Annotated in this window: 21 protein-coding genes; 12 read left to right on the top strand and 9 right to left on the bottom strand. The window is 61.7% G+C overall.

From position 1 onward, the window contains the following. Window positions 1-621 precede the first annotated feature (621 nt). The 3 genes from AC4EEO_RS10660 to AC4EEO_RS10650 all read right to left on the bottom strand — a co-directional run bounded on the left by AC4EEO_RS10660 (window position 622) and on the right by AC4EEO_RS10650 (window position 3,463). A complete protein-coding gene (locus tag AC4EEO_RS10660) occupies window positions 622-1,578 on the bottom strand; it encodes a LacI family DNA-binding transcriptional regulator (protein WP_491329779.1) in 957 nt (318 codons plus the stop codon). 87 nt (window positions 1,579-1,665) lie between these two features. Beyond that, window positions 1,666-2,535 (bottom strand): carbohydrate ABC transporter permease, encoded by an 870-nt coding sequence (locus tag AC4EEO_RS10655; protein ID WP_491330914.1) that lies wholly within the window; start codon window positions 2,533-2,535, stop codon window positions 1,666-1,668. Window positions 2,536-2,554: 19 nt separating this feature from the next. After that, a complete protein-coding gene (locus tag AC4EEO_RS10650) occupies window positions 2,555-3,463 on the bottom strand; it encodes a carbohydrate ABC transporter permease (RefSeq protein WP_491330915.1) in 909 nt (302 codons plus the stop codon). 346 nt (window positions 3,464-3,809) lie between these two features. Here AC4EEO_RS10650 and AC4EEO_RS10645 point away from each other — a divergent pair, with 346 nt between their 5' ends. The 3 genes from AC4EEO_RS10645 to AC4EEO_RS10635 all read left to right on the top strand — a co-directional run bounded on the left by AC4EEO_RS10645 (window position 3,810) and on the right by AC4EEO_RS10635 (window position 8,667). Continuing rightward, window positions 3,810-5,081, top strand: a complete 1,272-nt coding sequence (locus AC4EEO_RS10645) for an ABC transporter substrate-binding protein (RefSeq protein ID WP_491338821.1) — start codon at window positions 3,810-3,812, stop codon at window positions 5,079-5,081. Between the two features lie 93 nt (window positions 5,082-5,174). Continuing rightward, window positions 5,175-7,217, top strand: a complete 2,043-nt coding sequence (locus AC4EEO_RS10640) for a beta-galactosidase (RefSeq protein ID WP_491329781.1) — start codon at window positions 5,175-5,177, stop codon at window positions 7,215-7,217. 115 nt (window positions 7,218-7,332) lie between these two features. Then, the gene (locus AC4EEO_RS10635; RefSeq protein ID WP_491330916.1) at window positions 7,333-8,667 is read left to right on the top strand and encodes a BNR-4 repeat-containing protein; all 1,335 of its coding nucleotides are present in this window, start codon (window positions 7,333-7,335) and stop codon (window positions 8,665-8,667) included. Between the two features lie 230 nt (window positions 8,668-8,897). On the opposite strand, the gene AC4EEO_RS10630 is transcribed toward AC4EEO_RS10635, so the two are convergent. Continuing rightward, complete coding sequence (locus AC4EEO_RS10630; RefSeq protein WP_491329782.1) at window positions 8,898-9,290, bottom strand: winged helix-turn-helix transcriptional regulator; 393 nt, start codon at window positions 9,288-9,290, stop codon at window positions 8,898-8,900. 82 nt (window positions 9,291-9,372) lie between these two features. Here AC4EEO_RS10630 and AC4EEO_RS10625 point away from each other — a divergent pair, with 82 nt between their 5' ends. Beyond that, window positions 9,373-9,774, top strand: coding sequence for a nuclear transport factor 2 family protein (locus AC4EEO_RS10625; RefSeq protein ID WP_491329783.1), 402 nt, complete (start codon window positions 9,373-9,375; stop codon window positions 9,772-9,774). A gap of 225 nt (window positions 9,775-9,999) precedes the next feature. On the opposite strand, the gene AC4EEO_RS10620 is transcribed toward AC4EEO_RS10625, so the two are convergent. Then, window positions 10,000-10,596, bottom strand: a complete 597-nt coding sequence (locus tag AC4EEO_RS10620) for a CGNR zinc finger domain-containing protein (RefSeq protein ID WP_491338820.1) — start codon at window positions 10,594-10,596, stop codon at window positions 10,000-10,002. An 80-nt stretch (window positions 10,597-10,676) separates the two neighbouring features. On the opposite strand from AC4EEO_RS10620, the gene AC4EEO_RS10615 reads away from it, so the two are divergent. The 4 genes from AC4EEO_RS10615 to AC4EEO_RS10600 all read left to right on the top strand — a co-directional run bounded on the left by AC4EEO_RS10615 (window position 10,677) and on the right by AC4EEO_RS10600 (window position 13,484). After that, on the top strand, window positions 10,677-11,771 hold the full coding sequence (locus AC4EEO_RS10615; RefSeq protein WP_491329785.1) for an LLM class flavin-dependent oxidoreductase: 1,095 nt from the start codon (window positions 10,677-10,679) through the stop codon (window positions 11,769-11,771). 53 nt (window positions 11,772-11,824) lie between these two features. Beyond that, window positions 11,825-12,454 carry a cysteine hydrolase family protein gene (locus AC4EEO_RS10610; RefSeq protein ID WP_491329786.1) on the top strand — a complete coding sequence of 210 codons (630 nt, stop codon included), beginning with the start codon at window positions 11,825-11,827 and terminating at the stop codon, window positions 12,452-12,454. A gap of 215 nt (window positions 12,455-12,669) precedes the next feature. Then, window positions 12,670-13,167 (top strand): DMT family transporter, encoded by a 498-nt coding sequence (locus AC4EEO_RS10605; RefSeq protein ID WP_491338819.1) that lies wholly within the window; start codon window positions 12,670-12,672, stop codon window positions 13,165-13,167. Next, a complete protein-coding gene (locus tag AC4EEO_RS10600) occupies window positions 13,167-13,484 on the top strand; it encodes a DMT family transporter (protein WP_491329787.1) in 318 nt (105 codons plus the stop codon). The genes AC4EEO_RS10605 and AC4EEO_RS10600 overlap by 1 nt, the downstream gene beginning before the upstream one ends. A gap of 397 nt (window positions 13,485-13,881) precedes the next feature. On the opposite strand, the gene AC4EEO_RS10595 is transcribed toward AC4EEO_RS10600, so the two are convergent. Further along, window positions 13,882-14,916: a DUF4192 domain-containing protein gene (locus AC4EEO_RS10595; RefSeq protein ID WP_491329788.1), complete on the bottom strand. Its 1,035-nt coding sequence runs from the start codon at window positions 14,914-14,916 to the stop codon at window positions 13,882-13,884. Window positions 14,917-15,462: 546 nt separating this feature from the next. Between AC4EEO_RS10595 and AC4EEO_RS10590 the strand changes: the two genes are divergently transcribed. After that, window positions 15,463-16,515, top strand: coding sequence for a DUF4238 domain-containing protein (locus AC4EEO_RS10590; RefSeq protein ID WP_491338818.1), 1,053 nt, complete (start codon window positions 15,463-15,465; stop codon window positions 16,513-16,515). Window positions 16,516-17,065: 550 nt separating this feature from the next. On the opposite strand, the gene AC4EEO_RS10585 is transcribed toward AC4EEO_RS10590, so the two are convergent. Genes AC4EEO_RS10585 through AC4EEO_RS10575 form a run of 3 tightly spaced genes read right to left on the bottom strand, consistent with a single transcriptional unit; the run spans window position 17,066 to window position 18,740 of the window. Beyond that, window positions 17,066-17,401 (bottom strand): DUF202 domain-containing protein, encoded by a 336-nt coding sequence (locus AC4EEO_RS10585; RefSeq protein WP_491329790.1) that lies wholly within the window; start codon window positions 17,399-17,401, stop codon window positions 17,066-17,068. Then, on the bottom strand, window positions 17,398-17,760 hold the full coding sequence (locus AC4EEO_RS10580; protein WP_491329791.1) for a YidH family protein: 363 nt from the start codon (window positions 17,758-17,760) through the stop codon (window positions 17,398-17,400). Before AC4EEO_RS10580 ends, AC4EEO_RS10585 begins: the two co-directional genes overlap by 4 nt. Further along, entirely contained in the window at window positions 17,760-18,740 is a 981-nt protein-coding gene (locus AC4EEO_RS10575; protein ID WP_491329792.1) for a formylglycine-generating enzyme family protein, read from the bottom strand. Before AC4EEO_RS10575 ends, AC4EEO_RS10580 begins: the two co-directional genes overlap by 1 nt. Before the next feature lie 117 nt (window positions 18,741-18,857). On the opposite strand from AC4EEO_RS10575, the gene AC4EEO_RS10570 reads away from it, so the two are divergent. The 3 genes from AC4EEO_RS10570 (at window position 18,858) to AC4EEO_RS10560 (ending at window position 22,833) form a co-directional block, all read left to right on the top strand. Then, complete coding sequence (locus AC4EEO_RS10570) at window positions 18,858-19,532, top strand: PadR family transcriptional regulator (RefSeq protein WP_491329793.1); 675 nt, start codon at window positions 18,858-18,860, stop codon at window positions 19,530-19,532. Window positions 19,533-19,642: 110 nt separating this feature from the next. Continuing rightward, window positions 19,643-21,412: a sulfatase gene (locus AC4EEO_RS10565; RefSeq protein WP_491329794.1), complete on the top strand. Its 1,770-nt coding sequence runs from the start codon at window positions 19,643-19,645 to the stop codon at window positions 21,410-21,412. Window positions 21,413-21,459: 47 nt separating this feature from the next. Then, a complete protein-coding gene (locus AC4EEO_RS10560; protein WP_491329795.1) occupies window positions 21,460-22,833 on the top strand; it encodes an MFS transporter in 1,374 nt (457 codons plus the stop codon). Window positions 22,834-22,878: the final 45 nt, after the last annotated feature.

Here is a 22,878-nt window from a genome sequence, read left to right as displayed (position 1 = left end):
CGACCCTATCGGACCTGGCCCGGATCGCGTTGCCTGTGGCGGGTTCCATGAGCGCATACCTCCGTTACGGGCGCTAGGAGTGGCCAAAGCATGCCGCCGATTTGTCCAGACCCACGGGACAGATCGTGACGGGGCTAGTCCTCCTGACGAGCACGAGCTCGAACCATGGTCCCGTTGTATCGGTGTCCACCATCAATCAGTGGCAAGTGGTGCAACGGGGATCATCGCTGGCGTCGCCTCCATCACGTTTCTTGGTGCGTACTCACCAGAGGGCGAGGACGCAGCTCTCGCGCCGCTTCACCGACGGTAGGATCCGTCATCGCCTGTCCGTCCCTACCGAGGCTGGTCCGCCAGCACCTCGCCAGCTATGGGCGACCATCCGGGGCTTGCGGCGACGTAGGTGTTGGAACCTGGGGAGGTTTTTGGTCGAGCCCATGCTGTCGGCGTCGTCGGTAAAAAGCTCGGTACCGGACTGGCTGTAGTAAGCTATGTCGTTCATGTTGTCCCGCTGGGCACCCCCGCCATAGGACACGCCGGTGGGCTCCTCCAAGAAAGCCGGAGCTCCGCGCCCAGGCGTCATTTGCCGTTAGCGGGCACCCCTGACGTCAGGTTGGGTGTGCGCTAACCGGACTGGCGGAGGCAGAGCTTGTGTTTGAGTACGGTCTTGGCGTCGGGCGTGCCGGCAACTGTCTGGCCGGAAAGTAGCCTTTCTGCCAGTTGTACCGCTGCCGCTCCTGTTTCTTTGAAGTCTATGGATAGGCTGCTTAGTTCGGGCATGAAGAGTTCTCCGAGTGGGATGCCATCCATGCCTATGACGGCGCAATCCCGGGGAACCAACCTGCCCATCTGGGTGAGGGCTTTGATTGTTCCGATGGCCATCACGTCATTGAAGGTGATGATGGCGTCGGGTTCGGTGCCGCTTTCCAGCATGTTTATCACTGCTTGCCGGGCTCCAAAGGCGGAGTCTTTGGAATTTTTGAATGTTAGGGGAAGACCTTGTTCTCCGGCGTATCGGGCGAAGGCCTGCGCGCGGACGGACAGGCCCTGGTGGCGGACGTAGTCCAAGTACACGATCTTCTCGTGGCCCTGAGCGCGGAGGTGGTCCAGCGCCAGTTGGGCGGCGTGGGTGTAGTCGAAGGTTACCTCTCCAGCAGCCCCGGCATCGGCCAGGTCCAGGAGCACAAGGGGGCGCCTCCCAAGGGCCTTTTGGGAGGCGCCGTGCTCATCGCCGAGCCAGCCGATGACGACATCCACGTTCGGTGCGAGCTGTGCAATTGCGGAGACGGGGTCGACTGCTCCGTCTCCGTAGTCGTTGATGACGACCTGCCAGCCACGCTTAGTTGCTTGCTCGACGACGCTTGAAACGAAAGAGGGGAAGTAGGGGTTCGAGAGCCCTGGGACAGCAAGTCCGAGGGAAGTGCCGGTTCCTTGGGCAAGGCCCTTGGCGAATCTGCTGGGTACGTAATCGAGCTCTTGTGCTATTTTCCTTATTCGCTGGCGTGTCTCGGCTTTGATGCCGGGCATGTCGTTCATAGCCCGGGTCACTGTCTGTTTCGAGACACCGGCAGCCGTTGCCACGTCCACGATGGTAGCGCGCCGCATGGTCAGGCTGGCCGGCGGGTCCTCATTTTGGTGCCTCATTATCTCTCTAGCTTACGTTCCTTGTTACTTCAGCCCGGTTGTGGCAATGCCTTTGACGAGATACTTCTGTCCAAGAAGGAAAACCACAAAGACCGGGATCAACGTCACGATGGACATCGCGAACAGGGAGCCCCAGGAGGCGCCGCTCGTGGCATCGACAAAGTTGCGCAGTGCCACCGGCGCGGTGTGCAGCGCGGGTTTTGTCAGGTAGATCAGCTGTCCGAAGAAGTCATTCCAAGTCCAGATGAAGGTAAAGATTGCGGTCGTCGCCAGCGCAGGCACTGACAGGGGCAGTATGACTTGAAAATAGGTTCGCCAGTAACCTGCCCCGTCAAGCCTGGCGGCTTCGTCCAGTTCCTTTGGCAGTCCGCGGAAGAACTGGACCATGAGGAATACGAAGAAGGCATCCGTGGCCAGGAATTTGGGCACTATCAGTGGCAGGAAGGTGTTGACCCAGTGGAGGTTGGCGAACAGTACGTATTGAGGGACCAGTACCACGTGCATCGGCAGCATAAGGGTCAGCAATAGGGCTGCGAAGAAAATGTTCCGGCCACGGAATTCCAGCTTGGCGAAGGCGTAGGCGGCCATGGAGCAAGTGAGTAGATTCCCGATGAGGGATCCTGCGACGACCACGGCGGAGTTCAGCAGGTAGACATTGAACGGATTTGCCAGCGCCGTCCAACCGTCTGCGTAATGGCCTGTGTCCACCTCGGTGGGAATTAGGCCAGGGTCCCTGAATATCAGTGCTTCGGGGCGGAACGAGCTGGCAACCATCCACAGCAGCGGGTAAAGCATTAGTCCCGCCGCCAGGATCAGGGCGGCGTGCTTCAGGGCACCCCTGAACCGGTGGGTTTGCCTCCGGAGTACCGGCTCAGGGGTGTTGCTCCGGCGCAGGCTTTTGACTGTCTCTGTCTCAATCGCGGTCACTGTAGTACACCCATCGTTTGCTGAAATAGAAATTGATGGCCGTGAAGATGCCGATGATCGCCACCAGCAGCCAGGCCATCGCGGAGGCGTAGCCCATGTTCAGGCGTCCGAATCCCTGCTCGTAGAGATAGAGCGAATAGAAGAGGGTCGAATCAGCCGGGCCGCCTGTTCCGCCACTCACCACAAACGCCTGGGTGAAGGTCTGGAATGAATTGATGATTTGCAGGATGAGGTTGAAAAAAAGAATGGGCGTCAGGAGCGGCAAGGTGACGCTAATGAATTGGCGCCACCGTCCTGCCCCGTCGAGTGACGCAGCTTCGTAGAGATCTTCCGGTATCTGCCGAAGGCCGGCAAGGAAGATCACCATCGAGGAACCGAAGCTCCAGACATGCAGCATGATGAGCGAGCTGAGAGCAGTGTCCGGGTTCGAAATCCACCCCGGCCCTTGGATGCCGAAAAGGGCGAGGAACTGGTTGACCAGCCCGCCACTGCCGAATACCTGCCGCCACAGGACGCCAACGGCGACCGAACCGCCCAGCAGGGAGGGCAGGTAGAACACCGACCGGTAGAAAGCCAAGCCCCGGATGCCTTTATTCAGGACCATCGCCAGCGAGAGTGCCACGACCAGGAGGGAGGGCACTCCGATCAGAACATAGACAAAAGTTACGCCGAGGGATTTGTGCAGGCGCGGGTCATTGAACATCTGCTCGTAGTTGTCCAACCCGACCCATTGTGGGGCGCGGAGCAGGTTGTAGTCAGTGAACGAAAAATACAGCGAGGCGATCATCGGGCCGATGGTGATGACGAGCATTCCCAGAAACCACGGAAGCAGAAAAGACCAGGCAGCTCGTTCTTCCAACCGTTTCATGAGGGTGCGCCCTTTCGGTGGCACCATGCGAGAGGGTGCAGTGCTCCGTTTGGGAGGCGTCAGCGTTGACATGGGTACTCCGGACATAGGTTTGTGGCTGGTCGGGTGCAGTCGAGCATGACATCGGGAAAACGCTTTCGTCAAGGTCTTGACGGCTACGTTACCGGTCACTAGTGTTCTTGATCAGGTCCTTAGAACCTCTGAAAGACGTCAGTGATCTAATGGTTACCGGTCACTAGCTCAATTTTCGTCGAGACGCCTGACCACGCCGCCGAGCATGGCAGCAGGACTTCAATAGCCGTCCCGCCTCCCCATCACCAAGCAAAGGAGCTCACGCATGCGAGCAAGAAAAGCACGTCCGGCCCGCAGGAGGATGGCTGCTGGCATCCTTTCCGCCCTGACCTGTGTTGCAATGTTGGCCGGGTGCGGTTCCCCAGACTCCCAGTCTTCCAATCAGGACGTTACGATTCGCTTCAACTGGTGGGGCTCGGACGCCCGGCACAAACAGACCCAAGCCGCAATCGACCGGTTTGAGCAGGCACATCCCAACATCAAGGTCCAGCCGGAGTTCTCGAACTTCTCCGACTACTTCAACAAGTTGTCGACCGGTGCTGCATCCCGGGATCTGCCCGATGTGATGCAGCAGACCGATCCCTACATGTACTCGTACATTGACAACGGCCAGATATTGGATCTCAAGAAGTTCTCCGACGTTCTGCCGACGTCGGACTTCTCCAAGTCCTCGCTTGGCGGAACAAGTATCAACGATGGGCTCTATGGAATCCCGTCCGGTGATTCAGGTTTCGGTATCGCGCTGAATCCCGCCCTCTTCGAAAAGGCCGGGGTTCCGCTGCCGGACGACAACACGTGGAGCTGGGACGAATACATAGACAAAGCCGTTGCCCTCTCCAAGGCTCTTCCAGGCGTGGCCGGCACGTCCATACCCATGGACGAGCAGACCATGAACATGTGGATCCGACAGCACGGGGAGGACTACTGGAAGAACAACGGAACGGAAATCGGATTCTCTGCCGATACCGCCAAGGACTGGTGGGAATTCGTCAAAAAGGTCCGTGACAGTGGTGGCACCCAGTCAGTGGAGGCAGAACTCGAATCCGCCAGCGTCGCCCTGGAACAGTCCCCGCTTGCCATGAGCAAGAAAGCAATGGCACTGGTCTCGGTGAACCAGGTAGGCAACTTGGAAAAGGCCGCGGGCCAGGAATTCAAACTGATGAGACTCCCGGGCGAGAAACAGTTCTCCACGCAAGGGGGCTGGACCAAACCCGGCATCTACTACTCAATAGCCGCCAACAGCGAACACCCAAAGGAAGCGGCAATGCTGATCGACTTCATGACCAACTCCTCCGATGCTGCCGAATTACTGAAGTTCGACCGAGGTGTCCCCTCCAACTCCAAGGTGCTGGAAGCCATCACCCCGTCCCTGACGCCGGTCGAGAAAAAGGTCGCCGACTACGTCACGCGCGTGAATGATCTGGGCACCCCGCCCTACGCCGTCCCGAACACCAAAGCCGGGGGCGTCCTCATCGACACGGTCAAGCGGCTGTCCCAAGAAGTCGTCTTCGACCGAATGACCCCGGAACAGGCAGCCGACCAACTGATCAAGACAGTCAAAGCCGCCATGTAGGTAACCGCAGGCCCCGTGGCACGGGGCCTGCGGGCAACCGGCATAGCGGCTTGGACCTTTACGCTTCCACCTCCAACACGAGAGACCTCGACGATGCACCCTGCTGACTTTGCCTCCTTCCGCCAACGCCTCCCGGGCATCATCTACGGCGGTGACTACAACCCGGAACAGTGGCCGCGGGAAACGTGGCACGAAGATGTCCGGCTGATGCGCGAGGCCAAAGTTCGGCTTGTGAGCCTGGGCGTGTTCTCTTGGGCGATGTTGGAGCCCTCGGACGGGGCATTTACCTTTGACTGGCTCGACGAGATTATGGATCTGCTCGCCACGAACGGAATTTCCGCTAATCTGGCCACCCCGAACGCCGCTCCACCACCCTGGCTGGCCTCCTCTTTTCCGGAGACCCTCATGGTCGAGCGATCGGGAACACGAATGGCAATTGGCAGCCGAGGCCATTTCTGCCCCTCCTCGCCGGTCTACCGCAACCGCAGCCAGCGCATCGCACGGCTCCTGGCCGAACGGTATGGCGACCACCCCGCCCTCGCCATGTGGCACGTCGGCAACGAGTATCACCAGTACTGCTTCTGCGACCTCTGCGACGACAATTTCCGTCACTGGCTGCAGCAGAAGTACGGGACGCTGGATGAACTCAACACACGCTGGGGCACCAGCTGCTGGAGCCAGTCCTATAGCGACTGGTCGCAGCTGCACGTACCCAAACCTGTACGCGGCTGGGTGAACCCTGCCAGAGAACTCGACTACGCCCGCTTCAACAGCGATATCCAGATCGATCTCTACCGGCGCGAACGGGACCTGCTGAAGGAAGTGACCCCCCACATCCCGGCGACAACCAACTTCGTCCAATTCTTCCCGGTTCAGGACTACCGCAGATGGGCGCCAGAGCTTGACGTCATCGCCCTCGATATCTATCCGGATCCTGCCAACCCCGAGGCACTCTCAGACGCCGCGATGCAGTACGATCTCATGCGCCATCTCGGTAACGGATCACCCTGGATGATGATGGAACAAGCCGCCGGTGCGGTCAGCCAGTGGGCGGTAAATGTGCCCAAAAAGCCTGGGGCAATGCGGCTGGGCTCCTACCAGGCGATCGCGCACGGGGCCGACGCCGTGATGTTCTTCCAATGGCGGGCCGCCCGCTTTGGCCAAGAAAAGTTCCACTCCGCCATGCTTCCGCACGGCGGCGTTAAAACCCGAGGCTGGCAAGAAGTAAAGGCATTGGGCAACGAACTATCGCTGCTGGACGCCGTTGCCGGCGCCCGCAGCACCGCGAAGGTCGCGATCGTCTGGGACTGGGATAACTGGTGGGCTGTCGAAGGCCCTGCCCATCCCCTGAACAACTACAGCTACAAGGAGGTGGTCACCAGCCATTACCGGGCCCTCTGGAAGACCAATGCCTCCATCGACGTCGTAACCCTCACCTCGGACCTATCCCAGTACAGCGTCCTGGTCATACCAAATCAGTACCTCATCAGCGATGAACAGCACACGGCTGTGCGATCCTTCGTGGAAGCCGGCGGCCACGCGCTCATCTCGTACTTCTCCGGCATCGTCGACGAAAACGACCAGATCATCGGTAACGGCTACCCGGGCGGTCTTCGCGATGTAATAGGCGCTCACGTCCGCGACTTTGCACCCCTGCCGGCAGAAGAGACCGCCTTAGTCCAGGCGCTGCCGGAAGCAGAGCTGCTTAGCCAATCGTTCTCAACGGACACAAGCCGCTGGCAGGACGATATAGCACCCGAAGGAGCCAGCGTCGCGGCCAGGTACGTAGGCGGGCACCTTGACGGCAAACCAGCGATCCTGGACCACCGAATGGGGGAGGGCAGCGCGATCTACATTGGAACGCACCTACCCCAACGCGCCCTGGACGAAGTCTGCTCTGCACTCATCGCCCGTGCACGGGTGGAAGCCCCTCACGGGGCGCCCGACGACGTGGAGGTCACCGAACGCCGCACCGGAGAGCACAAGTATCTCTTCTTCCTTAACCATTCAGAGGAAACAAGGATTCTTGAGGCGGAAATCAGCGGCTGGGAGCTCCTTGCCGGACAGACGGTGTGCAAGGGTCAAACCCTCACCCTCGAACCCTCAGGCGTCGCCGTGATCAAGACGGAATTCTGAAAGATGACCGGCGCAGGAGAGCCGGCACATCATACGCGGAAAGCCCTTTCCATCCTTGTCTTCCCCTGCTGGAATAAAGAACAAGACCTTCCCTAACAAGCAGAACGGCTGTCAAATTCGCATCAACGACAACGGGGCGTGGTGCTGGTTCCAGGACGAACGCGCCCTCATCGATCCCGCCAACAACACCTTGCTGGTAGGCTCCGTAGCCGCACCCGAAGGCCCCGGCGGTGAGACCCGGGGAGGCAACATAGAAATCGCCGTGGTGGACCTGAAAACGGGCCAAAGACGCGTCCAGGTGCTCCACCAGCGACTGGAATCGGACGACCACAATGCACCCGCCCTGCTGATAAGGCCCGACGGCAGGTACGTGGCGATGTACGCCAAACACAAGACCGACAACTACTCGCGCTGGCGGGTTTCACTGCGTCCGCACGACGCATCAGAATGGGGCCCGGAGCACGCCTTTGACTGGACAGACCTGGCTGGCGGACGCGGGGCCACCTACTCCAACCTGCACCGCCTGGACGCCGAATCGCGTGTCTACAATTTTGTCCGTGCCGTCAACGACGACCCGAGCATGATGGTCTCCGACGACGACGGCGGGACGTGGCGCTACGGCGGCAAGCTGTTCACCCGGCCCAAGGTGGGTTACGTCAATGGCTACACCCGGTACTGGGGTAACGGGGTGGACCGGATCGACCTCATCACCACGGACCACCACCCCCGCGACTACAACAACAGCATCTACCACGGCTTTATCCGCGACAACGCCCTCCACGACGCCGCTGGAAGGGTCATGGAAAAACCTCTCCTGGGCTCGGCGGGCATAAACCAGAATGCTCTCACGACCGTCTTCAAATCCGGCACCAGGATCGACGGTGATGTCCTCACCCATGCCTGGACCACGGACCTGCGAGGGAAGGGCGACCAACTCGCGGCAATTATCAGCTGCCGCGCCAACGACGTCGACGGACCTCTCGAGCGTCTGCAGCGGCTTGAGGTCGACGACCATCGGCTGCTTTACGCGCGCTTCGACGGGACGCGCTGGCTGGTACACCCGCTGGCCGCCGCGGGCTCGGCGCTGCTGCCCCACGAACAGGACTACACGGGGCTCGGCGCCGTGGATCCGAACGATCTGGACCAGGTGTACATCTCCACACCCCTACACCCGGGGACCAGTCAAGCCACTGGCCACTACGAGATCTATAGAGGGCGCACATCCGACAACGGCGCCTCCTGGCAATGGTCGGAGGTGACGGAAAACTCGGACGCGGACAACCTCCGCCCCATGGTGGTCCCGGGAGAACCGGCCGTCCACGCCGTCGTGTGGTTCCGCGGCAGCATGGACTCATCCCAGACGTACAAAACCGAAGTGGTGGGCCGGATCAACCGCCCCGCCGACCGGGTCCCCCTCAATCCCGAACGAACGGCCTCTCCCGTCACTTGAAGGACTGACACGTGGCGGAAGAGCCAGCACTCGGAATCAGCGCCCGGAGCCAGACCCGGGGTTGGGCGTCGAAACGGCGTCTGAGCGACGGCTTGCTTGGCTGCCCCAGCGCGAGATGGTCTACTGCAGCACCGCCGCCAGGTGGGGTGTGCTCGGGAACGACAACGGTGCTTCCAGCGCCTCGGCTGGGGACGTTTCTCGACATGGGCCGCTAGGGTGTGACCGCCCAACTACGCGCGCCTATTGAGGGTCGTTGGGTCGGCCCGGTTGTCGTAGGATTCCCGGGCTGACAGTACAGCTTCGATATGTTGTTCAGCCCAGCGGCCAAGCGCCGATAGTGGCTCTCGAAGCGTTTGGCCCAGGGTGGTTAGCTCATATTCAACCCGCGGGGGCATCTCGTCATAGGCCGTTCGCTCTACGATGCCATCACGCTCCAGATCACGCAGGGTATCGGCCAGGACTTTGCCGCTGACACCGTCCACGGCATCACGCAGTTCACCGAACCTCAGTGGACCGCCGCTCAGGGCGATGATGATCATCGCAGTCCACTTGTTGGCTATTTTCGCGAGGGAGGTCCGCGAGGGGCAGGTGGCCACCATGACGTTCCAGGCAGGTACGTTCATAGAGTCGGCCTCCTTAGTTACGTTGAGGTAACAGGTTACCGAATGTAACCATAGGGATCGTAACCCAATCTAGGAGATCAAGATGACTGACCAGACACCCGTTGCTGTAGCAATAGCGTACTTCGACGCCCTCAGCAGGGGTGATATGCCCTCGGCAATGGAATTGTTCAGCCCGGACGTCGTCTGGTATCAGCCGGGCTCCAACCGGTTTTCCGGTGATCACACGGGGGTCGACGGCGTGGGTGCGCTGCTCGGCGGGATGATGGAAGCGAGCCAGGGGACCTTCGCCATCGCCGTCACCGGGCCGGCAATGGCTAACGGAGAACTCGTTGCCGTTCCGGTGCAGTTCTCAGGCAAGCGCGCGGATGCATCGATGGATATGTCCGGCGTCGATCTCCTCACGATCCGTGAGGGAAAGATCGCGGAGGTGAGGCTTTTCTCAGCTGACAGCCAATCGGAAGATTCCTTCTGGGGCCATCCCTAGGGCATCGCAGAACACGTAAACCGTCACCCGCTGGCGCCGCTGAAGTTGTTACCTTTGCGATCTCGCGACCGCATCCGGGAGTCTTCCGGCTTGACGTTAAGGCGGCCGTGCACCAGAGCAAGTCACAAGAGCCGGTTGAGAGAAATTCCCTTTTCCGAGGCGGCTCAGAGCGCGACGGAATGCTCCCCAAGGCCACTGCGCCAGGGTCTGGCCTCGCTCACATAGCTACTTTGGAGCTGCGCGCCGTTTGCGCGCGTAGGAGCGTGCGGCGCGGACGCGGTCGCCGCAGCGGGTTGAACACCATTGCCGTCGAGCGTGGGTGCGGAGGAAGAATCGCTGGCACCCGTCCGCTTCGCAGGAAGCGAGCACCGATGCTTGGTCGCCGCTAAGCAGTGAGGCAGCGTCGTCGGCGATGAGGGCCATGACGTGCTCGACGACCTGCGTCACGGGGTGGTTGGCGCTGCGGGTAAACCCTGAATCCGGGTCAAACTGAAGCAGGAGTGCACCGGGCGCACAAGTCAGCGCACAATTGAGAGCTTGCACGGCCGCTGTCGTGGGGACGTCCCCTGTGGTGTGCGCGGTGAACAGATCGCGCAGGTCTGACCGCAGGTCTGCGAGCCTGCCCCGGCAGTGGTCGTGCAACACAGTCTCCGGCCCGATGAGATCGTGTGCTCTCAGCCAGGCCGCAGCGTCGTCAGGACCGTCCAATTCGTCATAGCGTTTGCCGGCGGGCAATTCGTTCGCGCTGTTGACCAGCGCGAGGCTGGGATGCTCTTTAGCGCCTGGTGCGGCTGCCAGCGGTGTTTCCGACATGATCCTCATGGTAGCAGTTTCATTTAAGCGTGAGAAGAATGCTAGGCTCCGATCATGCTAAAAAACACTATTTTCCATGAGCGGGTCCGATGACGTTCGATGGAGCGGCCGGCACGGCCCCCTTCGCGCTGTCGGTGCTTTCTGCGGGCGGTACCGGGGTGGGGATGACCGCCGGGGAGGGGCTCGCGGCGACGATTTCCTTGGCGCGAACGGCGGACCAGCGCGGTTATCACCGGTTCTGGATGTCTGAGCATCATGCGATGGGGGCGACCTCGGTGTCATCACCTGCGTTGATGGTCGCCCGTCTCATCGCTGAGACGACGAGCATCCGCCTTGGCGCCGGAGGGGTGATGCTGCCCAACCACGCACCGTTGCTGATCGCCGAACAGTTCGGGATGCTGGAGGCTCTCGCCCCGGGCCGGATCGATCTTGGGCTGGGACGCGCGCCCGGCACTGATGGGGCGACCGCTGCGGCTCTGCGTCGAGGCGCGGATGCCAACGACGGATTCCCACAACAGGTGCTCGAATTGCTCGGATTCCTCGGCGACGACTTTCCTTCTGGACACCCCTACCGACATGTTCACGCAGTCCCTGGCCCGTGGCAAGCGAGGGAGAACCGGATGCCTGCGCCCTCGACCTTCCCGGAGGTGTGGGTGCTGGGTTCCTCTCCGTACTCAGCACAACTGGCGGGGCAGCTCGGCAGGCCGTATGCGTTCGCCTTGCAGTTCGGCGACGCTGACATCGACACTGCCATGCGTCTCTACCGTGAGAGCTTCCAGCCCTCCGAAGTGCTTACCGAGCCGTACACGCTCGTCAGCGTGCCCGTGGCGATCAGCGATGACCCGGTTGAGGCAGAACGGCAGGCGGCAACGTCGGCAATGGGGATGCTGCGCATGTTCAAGCGCGAAGGCTACCTGCTCCTGCCGCCGGACGAGGTTGAGGCGTATCCGGCCACTATTCAGGAGCGGCAAATCCTCGACGCCTACACCAGCCGAAATTTTCATGGCTCCGCCGCTACTGTCGCAAACCGTCTCGAAGCCATGCACGAGCGCACCGGTGTCGATGAGGTGATGCTCGTCGTTGGCGGCCACTCTGCACGCCTCGACCAGCAGGGGATTAGCCTGCTCGCCGATCACTACACGCTGCCCCACGTGGAGGCGCCCCTTCCAACCGCCGCCCAGTAGCAGCCATACCCACATTCCGCATGTTCACAACACACCCCTTGAAGGAGAACTCCATGACCGCACCGCGCCGCGCCCTGATCGTCATCGACGCCCAGCAGGAATACTTCGACGGACTGCTTCCGATCCAGTACCCGGGCCGTGACCAATCCATCATCAGCATCCAGACCGCGATCAAGACCGCAGAGCAGACCGGAACGCCGGTCGTGATCGTCCAGCACGAGCTTCCCGCAGAAGCACCGGTGTTCGCATCCGGATCGGCGACCTGGCACAACCACCCCGAAGTAGCCGCCCACGAGAACGCGGCGGCCAAGCGCATCAGCAAACAGTTCTCCAGCGTCTTCGCGGACACGGACCTCGAAGCCTGGCTGCGTGAACAAGGCATCGACACCATCACCCTCGCCGGCTACATGACCAACAACTGCGTGCTCGCGTCCGCCGCTGCCGCGGAGCCCCTCGGATTCACGGTCGAAGTCCTCTCAGACGCGACCGGAGCAATCGACCTCGCCAACGACGCCGGCACCGCGCCCGCACGCCAAGTCCATGAGACCCTCATGGCGCTGCTGCACTCGAACTGGGCCGCCGTCACCGACACCGAGACCTGGACTGCGGCACTGCACACGGGCGCGCCGCTGACCAAGAGCGACCTCGTCACCTCCGCCGCCCAAGGCCGCAGTACCCGGTAGTAAGTACCGCGAGGGTGGGCGTCGCGCGCTCAACGTGCCCGGACTATGCATCTTGCGTGAGGACCTGCCACACACCCATCGCTTAGTGGGCAGTGAGCCCGTCGGCGGGCCGCCGAATCAGGCGTGCGGGCATACCTCGAACGATGCATCCGGAAAGAACCGCATCACTTACAGTGCCTCCCTCTAAGCCCAAATCATCTTGAACAGGGATCTACGTGATCGTTGGCTTCCTGCCGCCGCGTCAAGGAACGATCCTCGCCCTGACATTCGCGGACATATTCTTTCCCTCGTTTGGGGCTACGAGGGCCACCTCGTCGCGCAGACCACCCAGCAGCACATCACGCAAGGAAACAACCCATGACCACACCACGAAGGCCTGGCTACTCCTAATTCCCGCCATCCTGGTCGAAGTGATGGCCTCACTCGCCCTCAAGGGCGCACTCGAGCACCCCGCCCTCTACGTCGTCGTTGTCATCGGCTACCTGAGCGGATTCGTACTGCTCGCCAAGATACTCCGCACGGGTATGGCCCTCGGGGTCGCCTACGGTATCTGGGGAGCTACCGGCGTCGCCCTCACTGCCGTTGGCTCCCTCCTGATCTTCGGAGAACCGATCACCGCCCTCATGGGCATAGGAATCATCGTCATCATCGCCGGCGTCCTGTGCGTGGAGCTCGGGGCCCAGGCGGCCCACAAGAAAGCAGAGATGGCCTGATGTCTTATCTTCTCCTCACCGCTGCCATCCTGTTTGAGGTCTCCGGCACGATCAGCCTCCGCCTGGCAATCGACAACAAACGCTGGTACGCAGCAGTTGCGGTCGGATACGTGGTGTCCTTCAGCATGCTCGGCCTCGCCCTCGCTCATGGGATGCCCATCGGCATCGCGTACGGAATCTGGGCCGCAACAGGCGTCGCCCTCACCGCCGTTCTTTCTAAGGTCCTCTTCAACGACCCCCTTACGTGGCTAATGAGCATTGGCATCGTCCTCATCATCGGCGGCGTCTTCCTCGTCGAACTCGGCGCGATCCACTAACGAGAACCGCGGTCACCCAACGGCCGTCACTGCAGTCCGCCGGCCTGGTTGATCGACATGCACGGCGCGGCCCGCTGGAATACGCCGGAGGTTTCCCCGGGTATTCGAGGAAATCATGCATGCCCTGGTCGAACCGTCGTATCCTGACCACGCCGAACGGTCCGTATGGGGGGGTGGAGATGACCGGATCTGCCGTAACCTTTGACCGGCCTTTCTGGACATCCAGGCCGTCAACCAGGTGCTGGCTGAGCCGTTCCCACGCGCCGAAGTCCGGCGGAAAACAAGCCACGAACGATGGCAGGAACAGTCCGTTCTGCAGGTGCTCCCCCGCCCATTCTAAAGAGCCGATAGTGTACCTTCTGTTAAGCTGCGCCAACTCGGCTAGTCCTGAAGTGCCTCACGGAAGGTCGTAGGGCAGGGATTTGTATGCGGTGTCTTTGTTCATGTTCCAGCCGGCGACGATGCCGGAGCCGATCATTTGGTCGCTGAGGCGGGCGAGACGGTAGGCGGGGTCGGTGTCGAGGGCGAGTTGGAGGAATTGGTGGGCTTTGCTGCCTCTGCCTTCCCACCAGTTGATGTAGCCGATGGTGGTGAGCACTGGTGCTGCGTGTTCGGCGCTGGTGCGGGTGTAGGCGTGCAGGAGGAGTTGTTGTGCCCATTCGATGCGTGACCATTTCGGAGCATGGTCGGTTTGGGCGAACAGGATCTGTTGCATGGGTTCGTCGACGCCTGGGATGTCTGCGATGAGCCGGTCCCGGATAGCCGGGAACTGCAGGTTTGCGACGAGGGCGTGGCAGTCGTCATCGCTCGGGAAGGTCTTGGAGTTGAGCATTCCTGCCCAGAGTTGCCGGCCCTGCTGGAGCGCGGCGTCCGTTGGTTGGGAGGCGATGGTGTCCATGTGGTGTTCGACGGCGGCCGCTTTCGCTGCTTCCTCGCCGGTGGGCGGGAGAATAACCCGGTCGGTGGGTTCGACGAAACTGCCCCGGTAGATAAATTCGGCGTTGATGGCGCTCGTCTGAGTGGAGCTGACGGGTAGGGCGAGGGTGGTGCCGGGCTCGCCGTCGTAGGGGGAGAAGGTTTCGTCTCCGACGAAGAGTCCGTCCCGGATGGTGATGCCCTGTTCGGCGAGGACCCCGGTGAGAGCGGCTATGGTGCCGGCATACGGCCGGGCCTGACCGGGCTGCGCTGGTTCGGTGGTGTACACGGCGAAGAGTACGGATGTGGCGTTGGTGTCGCTGGTGAGGTAGTGGGCGACGGTGCGTGCGTAGGGGAGTTCTTGGCCGGGCTGGCGGGGGAGATCGATGCGCAGCGTCGCGCCGATGCTGTTCTCGTTCATGGTGATGCAGACCAAGCTTTCCTTGGGCCAGAAGCCCAGAGTATGCCCGATGAAGCTGAGCACATCTGATGGTGTTTTGATAGTGAGCTTTTCCATGATCCCCTTGTTTCCCTTCACCCTTGTGTTGCCGTGTCTTGTTGCGGTTGTTGGTTGTGTGCGTCGTTCTGGTAGGGGACCACCCGCTGGGTAGAGGGGCCGGAGTGCAACTTGGGGGACCGGCGCCGGGGCGAAAACTTCAGCCGCGGGCAATGCTTCACCGTTCTGATGATGAAGTTTTCGGTTCCGGGGTCGGCGCGGTAGCGCCCTGGTTGCGCGGAGGACCCGCCCAGCGATCATGGGGACATATCAGAATGACAAGCAGTTCGTACTTCTGCCTGTCCATCGCGGCCTGGCAGTTCAGCGGCATGACGCCGGTCCGAGTGCTCTAAGCGAGAAGCGAGATCGGAGGATCCTTGCTCCGCTGGAGAGACCAAGATGTTGCCCTCGTCTACGGGAACGCAAGGGTCACGCGTTCGACAGAGTGAACCATAAGTGTGATTGGCGGTTTTGGGACTGTAAGTGGGGCTGCCGTACAGAAGTGCTGTGAGTGCCACCTGCTGGTAGTACGTTGGCATTGGTCTTAACTCTGGGGGTCATTTATACATGTCAAAGCAGGGCAGTGTGGCGAAGCTGCACCATTACGTTCCTCAGGGCTATCTACGCGGCTTCGCAAATGAGAAAGAGCGTATTACGGTTGTGCCGCTCGACGGGAGGGCGAGTTACACGCCGTCGGTGAAAAACGTCGCCGCGCAGACTCACTTCCACACGCTTCATGGCTATTATGAGCCTGACGAGTTTGAGAAACTTCTCAGCGGTATTGAGGGCGAAGCCCTGAATATAATCCGCCGCCTCGAGGGCGGTGAGCTTCCTCTTCCGGAAAGAGACCGATGGACTTTTTCGTTCTATATCGCGCTTCAAGCTTCCCGAGGTCCTGATACGCGCAAGACGATTGAGCATCTACATGCCAAGACTGCCCGGGTAGAGGTTGGTGCTGGAGGGCGGAGGAACGTCAAACGTTGGATCAAAGACAACATGGGGTTCGATGCCAGCGACGAACAGGCAAATCGCATATGGGATGAAGCCACGCAGCCCGGAGGGCCGCCAATCTCGTTTCCAAATCACATTCACATACAGCACATGGTTGACACCTCCGAACAGCTGACCCCGTACATCGCGACCCGGCCATGGACTCTTGTCCGTTTCGCCCAACGGTCTCTCATAACCTCGGACGCGCCAATCAGCCTGGTGCGTAACTTTGAAGACGAACCCTGGCAAGGTGTGGGCTTCGGAACTGCTTGGGCTGTGGCGTTTCCACTGACGAGGAAATTAGGCCTGCTGATGAGCGATCCTATGGCAATCGTCAAGGGACTATCCGCAGATGACCCTCAGGTGCAGGAGATCAGAGCAGCCGTTCTGCAAGGAGCGGCAGACCGCGCTCAAGGCGGATCAACGGCCATGGAGCGACTATTTAACGAGCACACGGCAAAGCATGCCAGGGAATACGTCTACCGGCATCCGGACGATGACAAGTTTTTACCCGCAGAGCTACATGCACCAACGCTAATCAACATGACGGCCAGCGGCTTCATGGATGCTGAATTCGACGGAGAGCCTTGGTTCAACCGCAGCGAGGGGGAGCCAAGACACGACAGTTAGAAAGCGGAGTCCCAGATTAAGCCTCGCACCAAGGCTATGTTCCGTGGAAGGACTGCTAATTAGGGCTGCTGGGAGGTGTGGACAATGTCCACACCTTTCACGCTGGATCGTGCTTTATAGCGGTTGGACTGCTTCCGATTCCGCGTGTTTTCGGAAGTTCCCAGCGTTGGCAAGGCCTGGAGTCCAGTTCGAGTCCTACCTCGGGCACAGTGTTTCCGCAGGTCAAGAGCTTATTATGTTTTTGGTGTTGACAAAGCTTGACGTTTCGGAGAGTCGTCGATTCTGGCAAGCACCACCACTCTGGCTTTGAGCGCTGGATCAGGCAGCGTCCTCTGCTCCTTTCGGACTGGGCGTTCTCTTCTGGGCGAACCTGTGGGCACCAAGAAGACCCGCCACTCGCGTCTGGGCTCGTCCACCAAAGCCTGCCCAGCCCGTGTCGTTGAACCCGCCCGGCAACTTGGCTCGGTCGGAAAGCGGGTTTGGCGACTATCGCGCGTGTGTGTGGGCGCGTATCGGTGCGTTTCCCACACGGTTGTTCTCGGCCGGTGTTTCACCCGCCCAGCAGGATTGAAGAGATGGTGGCGGTACCGACGGCAATGATTGCCCCCGTCGCGGTGCGGAGGAGGACTGGATGCGCCGCTTTTTTGTCGCGGAGGTTTGCGTTGCGGTGCAGGATGCAGATTCCGAGTACGGCGGTGGCACTCGCCGCGACGGCCGCTGCGATGCCGAGACCGAGGGAGGAGCCTGCGATGTCGCCGCCGTGGTGGGTGAGGGATGTTGTCCAAGCGCGCCAGATAAAGAAGTCGGAAACGATCATTGCCAGGAAGGTGCGCCGCCAGGCGAGTGCGGTCCGTTCCGGCTGCAGCCCTGGGTCCCGTGGTGTCACCGGACAAGGATGAGAACAGCGACGACGGTGCCGGCCAGTGCGATGACGGTCGTCATCGCCACGAGCAGCCAGGCGTGGGGGAGTTCCCGTTTCTGGCGCATGGCTTGTTCCTGCAGAGACCAGCGCCGGTAGGCTTCCAGGGCCAGCAGCGCGCCGATGACGGCGAGCACGAGGCACAGGATGATCCGGACCGGGGGCGGGGCGATCTGCGGGGTGAGCTGGTCGACGGCGATGGCGCCGGCGAGGATGGCCATAGCGGTGCGGATCCAGGCCAGGAAGGTGCGTTCGTTTGCCAGTGAGAAGCGGTAGTCCGGCATCTCCCCGTTGCGGCGCCATTTGGGTTCTTTGAGCTTGACCATTAGAGGGTCACCGTTCGGAAGCCGCAGTTTCCGCTGGAGGATTCCGGCGTGTTGGAGGTACGGGCGGCGACCCGGTACCTGTTGCAGTACGACTCGTGGCACAGGTAGGAACCGCCGCGCATGACCCGGCCGGCCCCAGTGACGGGCCCCTGCGGATCCTGGCTGGGCGAGGTCCGGTAAAAGTTGGGAAGGAACCAGTCGTTGCACCACTCCCAGACATTTCCGGCAACCTCGTAGAGCCCGTAGCCGTTGGCGGGGTAGGACTTTACGGGGGCGGTGCCGAGAAAGCCGTCATCCTCGCTGTTGTTTGTTGGGAAGGTCCCCTGCCATTTGTTGCAGCGGTGCTCCCCGCCCGGAGTGAGCTCGTCCCCCCATGCGTAGCGCTTCCCAGTCAGTCCGCCGCGCGCGGCACATTCCCATTCCGCCTCGGTCGGCAGTCGTCGGCCGGCCCACTGGCAGTATGCCTGCGCGTCATTCCAGGAGACGTGGACGACCGGGTGATCAGGCATCTGGTTCCAGTCAGAGGAGGGGCCAGCTGGATGTGTCCAGTCCGCGCCGCGGACGTTGATCCACCAGGGTGCTCCGGCAGCGCGGCCAACGATGTCAGCATCCTGTGCGGCTACGAGGAGGTGGAACACAGCCGAACTGCCGTACTGTTCGGCCTCCGTACGGTAACCGGTGGCCGCCACAAAGGCGGCGAACATCCGGTTCGTCACCGCCGTCGCATCAATCCTGAACGCCTCTAGCTCCACCGCGTGGACGGGGCCTTCCCCGTCACTCGGGTAGCCTTCTCCGAATGCGTCGCCCATGAGGAACACACCTGCCGGGATAGGTACGTCCTGATGTCTAGGTGCTGTCGAGGCGGTAGTGGGGGAGGACGGTACTGCTGGTCCTGAGTGTTGCTCTGCGGCCGTGGGGGTGTTTGCTCCGCTGTTGGGCGTGCAGCAACTGGGGCTGGCCCCCGGGTTTTGGCAGTCCATGGTCCTCCTGGAAAAGAGCTCGCGACCTCGACGGGTACTCGCTTGGATCCTTCATCTACTATGCTCTGCCGCATAACCATTCCACAAGTGCTATTGACCGATGATTCCACTTGTGTCATGCTCGATGAAGACGAGGTGACCCACCTCACGACATCCAACGACCTTCCGGAGGCATCGATGAAGATGGAGAGCATCCTCCTTGGAGTGCTCCTCGAGCACCCGAGCACCGGATACGACCTCAAAAAGTACCTGGACACCCACGGCAGGTTCCTGCGCTCCAACACCCAGATGAGTCAGGTGTACCGCTCTCTGGCCAGCATGGAAAAACAAGGCTGGGTCACACATGAGCTCGATCCCCGCCCTGGCGCCCAGGACGCAAAAACCTACCGGGTGACGCAGGAAGGGGCCACCGTCTTCCTTGACTGGCTGACGGGACCGTACCAGCCGCCGTCGCGCTTCCAGGATCCCGAGCTGGGCGTGCGTCTGACCTTCTCGGGGTTCATGAGCGCAGAGCAACTGCTTCGCATCCTGGATACCGAGATTGAAACCCGGCAGTCCGAAATTGCCCGTTACCGCAATCGGGACCGGAGGCAGGTCTGGGCGCCAACCATCCCGTTTGACGCCGAACTTGCAGATTCGGTCGGAGAGCGGATGCACCTGATGGGGGCTGCGGCCATCGACGCCCACGTTGCCGCCATGATCGAGCTCCGCCGCGATTTGCTGGACGGAAAGCTGTCTTCCCGCTCGCTGCCGGCGGTGCCCGGGGATGAGTCCCCAGCACAACCCCGGTGACAACAACCGCGGGCCCGTCCTGACCCTCGGTTCCCCGGAACTCCCGCTGACGGGTTATTTGTCCGCGCCTCCCCCACACACCTGACTTTTTGTCTTTGAAAGGATTCCCCATGCGGGCCATCATCCTGATGTTCGACAGCCTCAACCGGCACATGCTTTCCCCCTACGCCGCCGACACCATCGTGCAGGCACCCAACTTCGCCCGGCTCGCGGCCAAGGCGACCACCTTCGACAACTTCTATGCCGGATCCATGCCGTGCATGCCCGCACGGCGGGAAATGCACACAGGCCGCTACAACTTCCTGCACCGCTCCTGGGGACCACTTGAGCCCTTTGACGACTCCATGCCCGAGCTTCTGAAGCAGGCCGGCGTCCACGCGCACCTGGTGTCCGACCACCCGCACTACTGGGAGGACGGCGGAGCGACCTACCACCCGCGCTACACCACCTGGGAATTCTTCCGTGGCCAGGAAGGCGACCCTTGGAAGGGCGTGGTCGAGCCCGCAGGAGAGGGCGAAGACTGGCGGTCGCAGATGAAGCGGCAGGACCTGATCAACCGCTCCTACATGGCAACTGAAGAGGAACACTCACAGACCAGAACCGTTGACGCGGGCCTTCACTTCCTCGACGTGAACAAGGACGCGGACAAGTGGATGCTCCAGATTGAACTATTCGACCCTCACGAGCCGTTCTTCACCCACGAGGCTTACAAGGCGATGTACCCACACGACTACGACGGGCTGGAGTTCGACTGGCCCGGCTACCAGAAGGTCAGTGAATCCCAGGACCAGGTGGAGCATGCCCGGTACGAGTACGCCGCCCTGGTGTCTATGTGCGACAAGTCGCTCGGCCGGGTCCTCGATGCCATGGATGAGCACAACCTCTGGGAGGACACCCTCCTGCTGGTCAACACCGATCACGGTTTCCTGCTGGGTGAACATGGCTGGTGGGCCAAATCAGTTCAGCCCTGGTTTAACGAGCTGGTGCACCTGCCGATGTTCCTGTGGGATCCGCGCACCGCCGGTCGCGACACGCGCAGGGGAGCCCTGGCACAGACCATTGACATCGCTCCCACCATGCTCCGGTACTTCGGCCTCGAACCCACTCCGGACATGCAGGGCCAGGACCTCGCCCTCGTCATGGAAGACGACTCCGCTGAGGTCCGCGACGCTGCGCTGTTCGGGATCCATGGGGGCCACGTCAATGTCACCGACGGCCGGTACGTCTACATGCGCGCCGCAGCCGATCCCGGCAACGGGCCCTTGGAGGACTACACCCTCATGCCCACCCACATGCGCAGCCGCTTCACTGTGCCCGAACTGGCCAATTGGCAACCCGCCGAACCGTTCGGTTTCACCAAGGGCCTGCGGACCATGTCCGTGCAGACGAGTTCCTTCATGAACCCCTGGACCCACGGAACTCTGCTGTTTGACCTCGAGAACGACCCGCAGCAGAAGAACCCGTTGACGGACGACGAAACTGAACTGCGCATGCTGCGGCTCCTGGTGACGCTCATGCACGCCTCCGAAGCTCCTGCTAGCCAGTTCGAACGCCTCGGACTCCCCGGGGTCGGTGAACCCGGCGAAGACCACTTGCTGGTCCGGAAGCAGGCCGATCGCGCCCGCCTGGCCTTGGAACCGCTGCCCGCCCTGGATTCCCTCCCCGGCAGGGGAGCCGCACTGACAGTCCCGGTCCTCGAACTCCTCCAGGACCCCAACGCACGCGAGGTCCTGGAAAGGCACCTGCCCGATCTCGTCAGCACCGAGCTCGTCAACCTTCCGGCGCAGCTCACCCTTCACCAACTTGCCGCAGTCGCCGCTGTCCCGGCAGCCGCCCTCGGCCCCATCGCCGAAGCCCTCACCGCCGTACCCACGGCCTAACACAACCCACCCATCTATCACCTGGCAACGAAGACAGGAACTCTTTAATGAGCACTCATCGCGTCCCCGCAACCCCCGCCCAGAACACGGCCGCTCCTACCCAGGTGGAAGGCGCAGCCCAGGCCCGTCACGTCCCGCACCGGTGGCGAAACCTTGCCGTCCTCACCGGTGTCACCGTCGTCGACAACACCGAAGCCGGCCTGAGCACCACCCTGTTCCCCACCATCGCCGCCGCGCTGAAGCTGCAGAGCAGCCACCTTGGGCTTCTCGCAGCCCTGGGCAAACTCGTGGCTGTACCCGCCGGTCCGGCCTGGGCCTGGCTGGCAGGAAAAATCGGACGCCGGAAGGCCCTGGTCGCCACAACCTTTGTCGGCGGTGCCTTCGGCATTGCCGCCGGCTTCTCCCACGACTTCGTCCAGCTGCTGATCTTCAACACCCTGATGTCCGCAGCCATCATCGGCGGCAGCCCGATCGCGAACGCCATCATCGCCGACTCCTTTGACGACAGCCAGCGCGGCAAGGCCGCAGGCTACTTCTACGGCTTCATCAGCCTCATCAGCTCATTCATCGGCCCCCTCATCGCGCTCTTCACCGGACTGACCGACGGATGGCGGTACGGCATGTGGGCCATCGGCGCCATCTGCATCGCGGCGGGCCTGCTCGTCATGTTCTTCCTCAAGGACCCCGGAGTGGGCGCGTCCGAAAAGCAGCTCGCCGACCTGACAGGACGCGAAACGCTCGCGCCGAAAGTCACCCTCGGCACCGTGCTCTCCCTGTTCCGCATCCCCACCTTCTCCGTCATGATGCTCTCCCGGCTGCTGTCGGGTCACCTGCTGATCGTGATCTTCGGTATCCAGTTCCTCGTCGCCGAACGCCACTTCACCAACGCCGTGGCCGCCATCGTGCTCTTGCCCTTCGGGCTGGGCTACTTCGCCGGCACCGCAGGCGGCGGCTGGCTCATGGCACTACTTGACCGCATCCTGCCGGACCGCGGCCGCGTCGCCTACCTGCAAGGTGCGCAGGTCCTCTTCGCCGTCGTCGCTTTCTTCGCCACCCAGTTCAACTACGACAACGTCGGCATCTACGGCATCTTCTGGGCACTGATGGGCTTCGCCCAGGGCGCCAACCCGCCCGCCAACCGTCCCATCGTCGCCGCCGTCGTCTTGCCCGAACTCCGCAACCAGGCCTTCGCGATCTTCCTGACCGTCTTCGAAACCATCGGCTGGGCTGTCTTCTCCCTTGGCGCCGGCGCACTCGCGGCATCGCTTGGCATCCAGACCGTGTTCCTCTGGACCCTCGTCATCCTGATGCTCGTCAATGCAGTGGTCCTCACCGCCCTCTACGGCTGCTACCCGCGGGACGTCGCCAAGGTCCGCGACATCCTCGAAAACCGCCGGCAGGAAGCACTCCAGCACGGCTGACCGTCCTGCACCACACATCATCCTTCCAACCCACGCATAGGAACC

Source organism: Pseudarthrobacter sp. MOO13, from assembly GCF_058267655.1.
The sequence above is the reverse complement of the archived record's forward strand: the minus strand, read 5'-3'. Positions and strand labels throughout refer to the sequence as shown.